At 35.3% G+C, this 11,255-nt stretch carries 13 protein-coding genes; 3 read left to right on the top strand and 10 right to left on the bottom strand.

The window, feature by feature from the left end; translation table 11 throughout:
• Positions 1-39: 39 nt before the first annotated feature.
• The 6 genes from VMW81_03460 to larE form a co-directional block, all read right to left on the bottom strand.
• Positions 40-951 (bottom strand): peptidoglycan DD-metalloendopeptidase family protein, encoded by a 912-nt coding sequence (locus VMW81_03460; GenBank protein HUU50003.1) that lies wholly within the window; start codon positions 949-951, stop codon positions 40-42.
• 152 nt (positions 952-1,103) lie between these two features.
• Positions 1,104-1,568: an N-acetyltransferase gene (locus tag VMW81_03455; protein ID HUU50002.1), complete on the bottom strand. Its 465-nt coding sequence runs from the start codon at positions 1,566-1,568 to the stop codon at positions 1,104-1,106.
• A gap of 95 nt (positions 1,569-1,663) precedes the next feature.
• Complete coding sequence (locus VMW81_03450) at positions 1,664-2,671, bottom strand: AIR synthase family protein (GenBank protein ID HUU50001.1); 1,008 nt, start codon at positions 2,669-2,671, stop codon at positions 1,664-1,666.
• Between the two features lie 66 nt (positions 2,672-2,737).
• Positions 2,738-3,061 (bottom strand): SCP2 sterol-binding domain-containing protein, encoded by a 324-nt coding sequence (locus VMW81_03445; GenBank protein HUU50000.1) that lies wholly within the window; start codon positions 3,059-3,061, stop codon positions 2,738-2,740.
• A gap of 56 nt (positions 3,062-3,117) precedes the next feature.
• Positions 3,118-4,995 carry a radical SAM protein gene (locus VMW81_03440; GenBank protein HUU49999.1) on the bottom strand — a complete coding sequence of 626 codons (1,878 nt, stop codon included), beginning with the start codon at positions 4,993-4,995 and terminating at the stop codon, positions 3,118-3,120.
• Between the two features lie 95 nt (positions 4,996-5,090).
• A complete protein-coding gene (gene larE / locus VMW81_03435; GenBank protein ID HUU49998.1) occupies positions 5,091-5,915 on the bottom strand; it encodes an ATP-dependent sacrificial sulfur transferase LarE in 825 nt (274 codons plus the stop codon).
• Between the two features lie 335 nt (positions 5,916-6,250).
• Here larE and VMW81_03430 point away from each other — a divergent pair, with 335 nt between their 5' ends.
• From VMW81_03430 to VMW81_03420, 3 genes are read left to right on the top strand one after another with little or no spacing between them, the layout of a single operon-like run.
• Positions 6,251-6,895 carry a PilZ domain-containing protein gene (locus VMW81_03430; GenBank protein ID HUU49997.1) on the top strand — a complete coding sequence of 215 codons (645 nt, stop codon included), beginning with the start codon at positions 6,251-6,253 and terminating at the stop codon, positions 6,893-6,895.
• A 12-nt stretch (positions 6,896-6,907) separates the two neighbouring features.
• The gene (locus VMW81_03425; GenBank protein ID HUU49996.1) at positions 6,908-7,720 is read left to right on the top strand and encodes a motility protein A; all 813 of its coding nucleotides are present in this window, start codon (positions 6,908-6,910) and stop codon (positions 7,718-7,720) included.
• 13 nt (positions 7,721-7,733) lie between these two features.
• Positions 7,734-8,435 (top strand): OmpA family protein, encoded by a 702-nt coding sequence (locus VMW81_03420; GenBank protein HUU49995.1) that lies wholly within the window; start codon positions 7,734-7,736, stop codon positions 8,433-8,435.
• A gap of 3 nt (positions 8,436-8,438) precedes the next feature.
• On the opposite strand, the gene VMW81_03415 is transcribed toward VMW81_03420, so the two are convergent.
• From VMW81_03415 to VMW81_03400, 4 genes are all read right to left on the bottom strand, one after another.
• Positions 8,439-9,242 (bottom strand): TonB family protein, encoded by an 804-nt coding sequence (locus VMW81_03415; GenBank protein HUU49994.1) that lies wholly within the window; start codon positions 9,240-9,242, stop codon positions 8,439-8,441.
• Positions 9,243-9,255: 13 nt separating this feature from the next.
• On the bottom strand, positions 9,256-9,660 hold the full coding sequence (locus VMW81_03410) for a biopolymer transporter ExbD (protein ID HUU49993.1): 405 nt from the start codon (positions 9,658-9,660) through the stop codon (positions 9,256-9,258).
• A gap of 11 nt (positions 9,661-9,671) precedes the next feature.
• The gene (locus tag VMW81_03405) at positions 9,672-10,274 is read right to left on the bottom strand and encodes a MotA/TolQ/ExbB proton channel family protein (protein HUU49992.1); all 603 of its coding nucleotides are present in this window, start codon (positions 10,272-10,274) and stop codon (positions 9,672-9,674) included.
• 29 nt (positions 10,275-10,303) lie between these two features.
• On the bottom strand, positions 10,304-11,255 hold a 952-nt coding region (locus tag VMW81_03400), incomplete at its 5' end, for a tetratricopeptide repeat protein (protein ID HUU49991.1).

Here is an 11,255-nt window from a genome sequence, read left to right as displayed (position 1 = left end):
TTACTTATTTTTCGCCTTTGATTAGCTACAGTATCTTTATTAGTCGATTATATATCTCAGGGGATTTACAGGAATCCCATTAACCTTAACTTCATAATGGACATGAGTACCTGTGCTCCGACCTGTATTCCCAACGTTTGCTATCTTCTGCCACCTTTCTACCTTCTGGCCAACCCTAACCAGAACTCTTGAATTGTGTCCATATTTTGTTACAAATCCATAACCATGATCGATCTCGACATAATTACCTAAGTAGCGATCCATCCCCGTCTTAATCACTACGCCATCCGCTGTAGCAAAGACAGGAGTACCCAATCTCGTAGCAATATCTATGGCCTCATGCATCTCCCTTTTTCCTGTAAAGGGTGATTTTCTATAACCAAAAGTAGATGTCAACCATCCCCTGGTAGGCCAAATAGCTGGGGTAGAAGAGAGGAGAGATTTTTGATCTCGCAAGAATCCTTCGAGCTCGAGAAAGCTTAACTCCTGCTTTGAAACATCCGTTTTAAGCTGCTTCAGCTCTTCTTGCATTAAGTGAATCATCTCCTTTTGCTGATTTTCAGATACGGTGTTCAAATCCGAAAACTCGCTTCCCGTAGGTCCTCCTATACCAACTAGTCCTGTTTTATCTTTTGGCTTTTCTAGGGAGGTAATAATTCTTAATTTCTTATCCAGTGTCTGTAATCGAGTCATTTTTATCCCTAGGTTTTTGATTTCCTGGGAAAACTTTTGAATTTCAATCGCTTGCTCACGTGTCTCCTTTCTTAATTTCTTAAGTTCAGATATATTTTCAGTCATATCCATATATTGATTAAAAAGAAATACTGCAATACATATCAAGATTAAGGATGTAAAGAAAATGCCTTTTAAGAGATAGGAGGGGATAGAAAAGGAACGAAACTTACCGGTTATGTTAGGAATGACCATAATTGTGTAGATTTTTTTTGGCATATTTTATCCTTCAAAATTTAACGAATCATGTCATCCCCTTATCATCCAAAAAAGAGTAGCATGCCAATCAATAACTTGTCAATAATTTTCTGCGATTAAATTATCTCATCATACATTATATTTAGTATTTTTATAAGAAGATTTAAAGCCTTTTATTTTTTAAATTCATATATTAAAGCGATCTCATCGCAGTCTGGAAACTTAACACATTTTATGCAATCCCCCCAAACCTTTTGAGGAAGCTCACTTTTATCAATCTCTTTAAAACCAAATTTCTTAAAAAATTCTGCTCTGTATGTTAATGCGAATACTTTCTTGATATCTAAAGATTCCGCCTCTTTCAAACATTCTTTGGTGAGAGAGGTCCCAATACCTTTTGAGCCACTCTCTTCCTTGACAACTAAAGACCTGATTTCAGCCAAATCCTCCCAATTAATATGGAGAGCGCATACACCTATAATCTGACCATTCTCTTCGTACACAAAAAAATCTCTGATTGATTCATAAATTTCATTTAGCGATCTGGGTAAAAGAAGCCCTTTTGAAGCATATTGATTGATGAGTTTCTGTATTGTCTTTACTTCTTTAACCTTAGCCTTTCTTATTAATCCGTTCATTTTAATTATCGTCCTCTTTTTTTACTCTTTGATCACTTTTTTGAAAATTATTTTTTTATATCATAAATAAAATCCTGTGTAAATTGATTGATGCCTCAAAATATTTTAGTTATCTCATCTCTGTGAAAATAAGGCATCCTTCTTTTACCTCTACGCCCTCTCAATACCACCCCTTCTTTTTTATCTCTTATCTCTCCTATCAAATTAGCGATGATACCATTTTTATTAAAAATAGAAAGAACATTATCTAACTTGTTTTCTTCAACCGTTAATAGCAATGCGCCTGAGGCAAAAGTACCCAAAGGATCTAAATGATACTCTTGGCAAAGTATTCTGGCCTCCTCCATGATAGGAATATTCTCTTCAAAAACTACCATGCCCACATCTGCAGCCTTTGAAATTTCATAGCACCCCATTGCAAAACCCCCTTCTGTGGGATCATGCATAGAGGTAATCCCATCCTTTTTAGTCACCAACAGGGCCTCTTTTACAACAGATATTCCAGGATTATATATAAAATTTTTCGCCTTTTCCAAAAAATCTTCAGAAATCCCTTTATCTATCAGATCCTTCCACTTTTCCCGTGCAATGATTGAAACGCCTTCTATACAGAGTCCTTTAGTGAGAATGATTTTATCACCAGGCTTTGTGCCAGATGTTGCAACTAATAGCTCTTTGTCAACTTCTCCTATCATATGACCAGATATGATAGGATGATTAATTCCAGATACAATCTCTGTATGCCCGCCAATTAATGATACATTTAACTCTTCACAAGCTTCTTCTATCTGGGAGAATATATTCTGAACGAATTTTTTTGATGAGTCCTTCTCAGGAAAAAGCAATGTTGCTAAAAACCATTTGGGAACCGCTCCCAAAGCGGCTATATCATTAGCGTTAATGTTAACCGCATAATATCCGATATCCTCTGATACAAATATAATTGGATCAGAGGCAACCACCAGATAGCTGTCTTGCATCTCAATCGCTGCTGCGTCCACTCCTATCTTTGGACCAATCTTTATTCTCCTATCTCTCAATGTTAAGTTCTTTAGGAGATTATCTAACAATGAAATATCTAATTTACCAGCCTTTAAAGACATTTTTGACTTTTTTATCTTAAATTTGGATTCTATGAATAAGGAGAGCTTCTCTATTAGGCATCCATTTTAAAAGAATAGGGAAGCAAACTTTAAGGCCAGGTTTTGATTACCCCTTATTGCCAATTTACCGCTAAAAAAGGCATCCTGGGGGCTTAGCTTTCCCCTAACAATCTCAATCCAGTCTTTAGCGCTTATAGTAGCAACCAAGTCGGGCGAAGACACTTTACCCTCCCCTACAGTGCATTGGCCCTCTTTAACCGCTACATACCAATTTCCACCCTGGTTTCCTAAAATCTCAAATTGAAATGTTGCATTGAGATTCTCAGTCTTTTCAGGTTTAAACCTATCTGGTAAGGACTCAAAAAAATCTTTGCAGCTAATCTCTGACATTACCGTATATCCTTTCATACATAAATTTAAATCTTAAACAAGAAATATCAGAGATTTTATATAAAGGCTTTTAGATATGCTCTTCTAATATCCTCTAAGTTATCAGTAAAAATTAATCCTATTTTCGTATAATGAAGATAGACGGGTTCTGCATTGAAATCAATGGGTAACGGTATAATCTGAGGACACTGTATAATATTCTCCCTAATCATCTTTATAAAGGCTTCTCCAAAATAAGAATGAAGAGTAAGATGAGATTTTTTAGCGTCTCTTGTACTCGTTAGGATAATGCAATCCACCTTATTCCTTAATCGAGATAAGGTTGATGAGAGAAACTCAAAGGGGATAGTCTTCTCTTTCAAGGAATAAGATTTTGGCAATGTTTCCATTACATTAATCACCTTTACATTAAGCTCTTTAAAAAACTTCTCAAGAGAAAGCCTGTATTCGTTCTTCATCATTGAATCATAGAGAATCCCTACTCTCCTCAAAGTTCGCCTCTTTTCTCTTTTAAATACCTTTTTAACCTCACTATATAAATCTTCTTTTAATTGAAAGATATAATCCTTGCTAATCGCATCCCATTTTGAAATAATATATTTTCCATAAAGCTTTATAAGAAAATAGAAGATATCTCCTCTAAAAAGTCTTTTGAATATTTCTAACCAGGAATAAAAATTCTTGGATGCCTTTAAGACTTCTTTTTGTAACTCATAGGGAGTCATATTTTTAGGTTCTGAAACTACATAAAGAGAATCGTATAAGCTCCAGTCCTCGGTCAACAATCTGTTGTTCTCTTTATACTCCTTATAGATCTCAGAACCAGGGCCAGGTGTCAAAATAGCTAACTGCACAGAATCAATATTATTCTTTTTTGCAAATTTTGCTGTCTCCCTGATTGTCTCTATATCATCCTCGTCTGAACCCAAGACAAACATCCCATGGATATTAATGCCAAAATCATGAAATCTCTTTATGGAATACTCAATTTCTTCTAAGGTCTGTCTTTTATCATAAAGTTCTAAGGTTTTAGGATTAATAGATTCAAATCCAACAAAGACACAGAAACAATTACTCTTTTTCATAAGAAAAAGTAATTCATCATCCTTAGCCGCATCAGCTCTCACCTGAGCACTCCACTCAGGAGGAATCTTTTCTTTTATCATCCTCCTTAAGAGTTCTTTCGTACGCTCTTTATTGAAGGCAAAATTATCGTCGCAAAAGAATATATGGGAACCCTTCTGATATCTAAGCTCTTCCATAACCCTATCAACAGACTTATAGCGGTAATTTTTACCAAAAAAGACATTTACCGTACAAAACTTGCATGAATATGGACATCCGCGGGATGTCTCTATGGAAACAACCCCTTTTGACTTCCACTGAAAGCGAGAGGTTTTACCAAACTCCTTTGGTGCTTTCCATCCCTCAATCAGAGAATAATCGGGTATTGGATTTAATTCCTGGTTCTCTAAAAAGGATCGGTTAGGATTATGAATATTTATCCCATTTTCCTTAAAGGAAAGTCCCTTTATCTTTCTTAAATCCCCCCCTTTTTCCAGATAGTCTACCAGTTCAACAAGGGTCTCCTCACCTTCGCCCCTCACCACATAATCAGCATAATTTAATGCCTCATCAGGAAGGAAGGTAACATGGGTACCACCCATAACTACAGGTATCCCTGCTTTTTTAACCCTTTTTGCAATGTTATGCGCCCTTGGAGCTGTTGTTGTTATTGTAGAAATCCCTACTAAATCAGCTTTGAGAATCTCTTTAAAATCTAAACTTTTTAGTTCCTCAACGTATACCCTTACCTCATAGCCCTTCTTCTTCAGTAGAGTACCCAAAAGGATATTTCCTACTCTGGGTATAACAACACGGCTAAAGTAATGAAAACCAGGGGCTTTTGGTTCAATAAAAACTATCTTTTTCATTTTAACCCCTTAAATAAGGATCAGATATAATATTATATCAAAAAATTTTATAAAATGAAACTAATTAGCAATTTAAATTGTCCTTGTCAAGAACTTTATTTCTTTAAATATAAGACTTTATTCATACTTCCTGTTTGATAACCCTCTAAATCAAGTGTAATGTAGAGATATCCTATCTTTTTGAATCTTTTGACAATTCTTTCCAACAAGCTCCTCTCTTCAAAAATTTTTTCCATATCTCTTTGTCCGAGCTCTATACGAGCAATATCTTCGTGATATCTAACCCGCAACTGTTTAAATCCCAATTTTCTAAGATAATTTTCTGCCAGATCAACCATCCTTAATTTTTCTTTCGTGATCTCTTTTCCATAGGGAAAACGAGATGAAAGACAGGCAAAGGACGGTTTATCCCATGTATCTAACTGTAAGTTTTTCGATAGCTTCCTGATATCATCCTTTTTTAATCCGCTCTCCATTAAAGGACTCCTAACACCAAATTCTTTAGCAGCCTTCATTCCTGGCCTATAGTCCCTTAAATCATCATGGTTACTTCCATCTAATATATATTTTATTCCTTCTCCATCTGCAATGCGTCTCAATTTACCAAATAGCTCTTTTTTACAATAATAGCATCTATCAGGTGGGTTATCCTTAAAACCCGGGATTTCCAGTTCTTCCGAATCAATAATAATGTGCCTAGCCTTGTATGCCTCTGCCATTTTTTTAGCGGCTTTCAATTCTATCGATGGATAGGTTTCAGATCTCGCTGTTACGGCAATAACCCTTTCTCTTCCTAATGTATCTAAGGCCACTTTTAACAAAAAGGTGCTATCTACACCACCAGAATAGGCCACCAAGACCTTTTTCATTTCTGTTAAAATCTTCTTTAGTCTATGATATTTCTTGTTTAATTCAGACATCTCAAAAACTACAAATTTAATGAATTCACTCTTCTTAATTTGAACATGGCTTTATTTAAACTATAAGAGCTTGGAATAAGGATACTTATCTGAAATTTAATCGATATGCCTTGATAGAATGTATCTTTATAACTATTGATAATTATTTAATTTTTAAACAGTCAGCCTCTTTTATAACTTTTTAAATATTATTGTCTAAAAAAGACAAAGTCAATGAATAAGTTTTCGAATGGTAAAATTTATTTGTTAAGTCTGATGATAAAAAAACCGATATACTATACATAATTAAGGCTTTATATAATAAAACAATACAATAAATTTAAGGAAAAGGGGAAATGGGTGTTAAAGAAGGCAAAAAATTATTAAAAAAAGAACCGAGTCCAAATCGAAAAAATAGAAGGCTTTTGGCAAGGGTAAGAGATTCATTTCTTATTTCTTTTTCAATAGTAAAAGAAGAATGGTACAAAAAAAACAGAGAATTATATATCTCTAAAAGAACCATGGATAGGGATAATTTGCCTATAAATCCATCCTTACTCAGATTCTCCATGAGTACTACAAGATCCATTGATCCTGCTATTTATCATATATTGTTACATATCAATAAAAAGCTTGACGTTCTCCTTGAAACACTACCGAATAAAGAGGAGTTTGAAATAATTCAACAAAAACAAAATGAAGCAACCTGCGAGGATATCAGTGGAGGAGGAATAAGAATGAGATGCGATTATCCTTTGTCAAAAGGGGATATATTAAATCTGATTATACCCCTACCCGACAAACATTCCTCATTTATAATCACAATGGGAAGGATTAAAAGAATCTATAAGGTATTAGTTGAAGCTACTGAAAAGGATAGCAATGAATTTGGCGTAGAATTCTTAGCAATCAATGACGAAGACAAAGAAAAAGTCATATCTTATTCATTTAAAAGACAAAGAGAAATGATTAATCTAGAAAGAAATAAGGACGAAAATTAGAGGCAAGAAAATATGACAACTTTTTTTGGAATAATAAGTGGTGGCGCCCTCCTTTTTATTGCTATCTTTCAGCAGGGGGGATTCATGGTTTTCATTAATAAAAACGCCCTCATGATTACAATGGGAGGAACATTAGCAGCAACCCTTATCAGCTTTCCCTTTCCGAGAATATTGAGTGTGATTAAGATCTTAATTAATGTATTTAGAAAGGATATTCAAAAACCTTCAGCATATATCCGAAGGATAGTCAATCTTGCTTTTAAGGCGAGAAAAGAGTCTTTATTGAGCTTAGATGATGAAGCAAAAAAGATACCCAACAGATTTTTGAGAAAAGGGATTGAGATGATTGTTGATGGAGAAACCCCTGAGATGATAAGAGATGTATTAGAAACGGATTTAGGTTTTCTCAATTCAAGACACTATGCCGGAGAAAATATATTCCGTACTGCTGGGAAGTTCGCCCCTGCATTTGGACTCATAGGAACCCTGATAGGGCTTATCGCAATGTTAAGGGGGCTAGGTTCTGGCGATATCAACACATTAGGTCCAGGCATGGCAGTAGCCTTAGTCACGACTTTTTACGGAGCGATGATGGCAAATCTCTTTTTACTTCCCGTAGCAGAAAAATTGAGATCAAGGACTGAAGAAGAAATCCTGCAAGCTCAGATAATCATTGAAGGAGTTCTCATGATACAATCGGGTACAAATCCCAGAATTATAGAGCAAAAACTAAACTCGTTCCTCCCACCAGACTTAAGAACATCCTATTACAAGATTTTCCAAAAAAAGTATAAAAAGATGGAAAAAGAACAGAATCCCCAGTGAGAGGGATAAATAAATGAGACCATTTTTAATAAAATCGAATCGTGATGATGAGGGTGCTACTTGGATAGTGATCTGGGGTGATATGCTTGCCGTCATCCTTACTTTCTTTATCTTATTAGTTGGTATCTCTGAGATAGATACTGCAAAGTATTCTGAGATTGCAACCGAACTAAGCGATTCACTTGGAGGAAGTTTAGAGGGAGAGTTAGGTTCACATGGCAAGGATAGTGAGTTAGCCACTCTGGGTATTAAAACCGATTTGATCGATTTGAATACATTGGCTAAGAAGATTAAGGAAGCCATTGCTGAGCAAAACCTTGAAGAAGCTCTGGATATCACTATAGACCATAGAGGCGCGGTACTCTCTGCTCCTGGAGAGACATTTTTTAAATCAGGGGAGGCAGACATCCTTGGAAAAGGGGTTCTTTTTTTAAGAAAGTTGTCAGCCCTTCTGAAGACGGTACCTTATAATATACTCGTTGAAGGACATACAGACGATGTCCCGATAAATACTCCAAGGTATCCTTCAAACTGGGAGCTCTCCACAGGGAGAGCATCGAGTGTGGTAAGATTCTTTATAGAGGAGGAAAACATTCCTCCTCAGCGTCTTTCTGCCGCTGGTTATGCTGAATACAAGCCCCGCTTCCCTCAAATTCCTGAAAATCGGGCAAAGAATAGAAGAGTAGAGATCATTATACTCAGGAAAAAGAAATAAAAACTACTTTAAGATAAACCGAAGGGGTATGATGCCCCATTCTTCCTTTTCTGTTTTATTTGATAAGGGATTAAATTTCCACTTCTTAAGATATCTTATCGCCTCATCTTCTAATTGGGGATTCCCCTTTTTCAGTGCGACGATTCTTCCAACTGTTCCATCAGGAAGAACCCAAAATTTTAGCTCAATCTCTCCTTCAGCCTCTGAATCTGTGGGAAGAGGAGGTTTATAAACAACCCTTCTTCTCTTTGCTACGGGTCCTTTTATCTTTTCATAAATGGGCTCAATCTCTTTTTCTTCTATAGATTTCTTATCGATCTCTTCGGTTAGGAGTTCCCTTTTAGCAAGCTCTTCCTTGTTAAACAAACCAGTGGGAACCTTCCTCATCTCTTTATCTGGAAAACCTTCTAAGGACGAAATACCTTTATCCAACATATTTGTTTTATACGATAATTCTTCAAGAATCTTACTTATTCTCTTTTTTTGCGTTTCATATTCCTTAACTCTGATCTGATTTTTTTCTCTTGATGAGATAGCAGGGAGTTTCAGCTTTGTAAAACTCCTCATCATTCTTTTAGAACCTAGCTCTTCTGCCTTTTGAATGAGGGGTTTCAAATCGGTTTTGGGGCCTTTTATGTAATCTTTTTTATCTCTTTTTAAGGAAAAGATTTCCTCGCTTGGAATAAATTCAATCTCTATATAATTGATCTTATTGATAACCGGTCTTAAAAATCCTGGAAAAAGAATCACAACAAAAATATGGATAAGAAGAGAGATAAAAATACCTAAATTTAACTCCTTATTCATAAATCCCTCTATTTTAAAACTCCTTAGGAATGGTGGCGATTGCCATGCTGGATATTCCAGCCTGTTTCGCTAGATCCATTATATTAACGACTTCGCCGTGAGAGACTTTCTTATCTGCCTTTATAATGAGGAGGGCATCCCTATTTTTTTCATGTTCAGCCTTAAATTCTTTTAATACATCTCTTAAATCTATCTTTTTTTCATTGATATAAATTGTATTATCTTTTGTGATGATTATCACAATATCTTTTCTTATCTGTTTCTCAGAGGTAACGGTCTGGGGTAAGTTTACATTAATTCCTGGCTGAACAACAAAAGTAGTAGAAATCATAAAGAATATAAGAAGTAGAAGAACTACATCAATAAGGGGTGTTATATTTAAACTGGGTTTTATTCGTTTTTTAATACTAAATTTCACTTCTCTTTCCTCTAATCTCTTTTTAATATACTCAGTATCCTTAAGGAATTCTTTTCCATTTCAACGATTAAGGACTCGCTTTTAGAAATAAAATAATTATAAAAGATGAGGGTAGGAATGGCCACCACTAATCCTGCCGCAGTTGTTATAAGGGCCTCTGATATTCCTCCAGCTAATGCCATGGGATGACCAACCCCTTCAAAAGCTATGACAGTAAAAACCTTGATCATCCCTGTAACCGTGCCCAGTAGCCCTAATAAAGGGGATATGCTTGCAATTGTCCCAAGAGAAGTAGTATATCTCTCTAAGATAGGGACCTCGTGCCTCCCCGCGTCTTCAATAATCTCCTTAATCTCAGCCCTATTTTTAACCTGATGGAGAATAGCAGCTAAGAGGATTCTTGTCATGACTGACTGATTCTTTTTACAAAGGGATGTTGCATCAGAGATATTTTTTTCCCTAAGAAGACCTTCCACTTTTTTCAAAACCTCATACGGGATGACCCTTTTCCTCCTTAGGGTAATTAATTTTTCTATGACGATCCCTAATGCCAATACAGAACACAAAAGGATAGGAATCATCAAAATCCCTCCTTTTAAAATTACATCGATCATAAAAACCCCTCCACTAAAAGTTTATATTTTCATTGCTTTTCATCTTTCGATCTCTTGCTTTCAATCTTTTTTTCAATATCCTTTATTTTGTCCCCCAGATATCTTCGATCTTCTTCGCTTTTTGAATTTTCAATTCCCTTTTTATAAAGGGTTAGGGCTTCTTTGTATCTCCCTAGCTTCTTATAATTATCACCAGCCTTTATCAAGGCAAGATGGGCTAAATCCTTCTGTATTGAGAATAAATAAAAAACCTTTAAATAATGACTAATACTCTTTTCAAGATTTCCTTTTGAGTTATAAACATCCCCTAAATTGAGATGGGCCTTTGCAGCAATTATATCATTTTTTGAGAGTGAAGCCTCTTTTAAATATCTTACGGCGTCTTCATTTTTTTTAATTCTCTTATATATTAGACCCAGCTCTAGACTTGCATCAAATTTTAAAGAATCATTTGGGTATTGTTCTACAATTTTCTTAAAATAAAATTCTGCCTTATTCTGATCATTCATATTTTGAGATAGAATCAGTCCAGAATTAAATAAGGCTTCTGGAATGAGAGAGCTTTCTGAATAAGTATTGATAAACTTATCATACTCTTTAAGGGCCCTTTTGTAGTCCTTCATATAAAAGAAAGAATCGCCTAATAAAAACTGGGCATCAGGGAGATAGGTGCTCTTTGGATAAGAGATAAATAACTTTTTAAAAAAGACAGCCGCCTTATAATAATCTTTCTTTAAAAGATTTATCTGCCCTATCCTGAATAAAGAACCATCTGCCATCTCATGAGAAGGATGATAATTTAGAATATAACTATACGATTCAAGAGCCCTGTTCAAATCCTTTTTCGAATAATAATACTCTCCTATCTGATACTGAAGGTTTTTACTTAGGGAATGCTCTTTAAACTCTTTGATAAATTTTCTTCCTTCTTCAAGGAAAAGTTCATATTTTTCTAAATGGTAATAAGAAAAGATTATCCCA

Source organism: Nitrospinota bacterium, from assembly GCA_035528715.1.
Lineage (GTDB): Bacteria > JADFOP01 > JADFOP01 > DATKYB01 > DATKYB01 > DATKYB01.
This window is presented reverse-complemented; position numbering and strand designations above follow the sequence as displayed.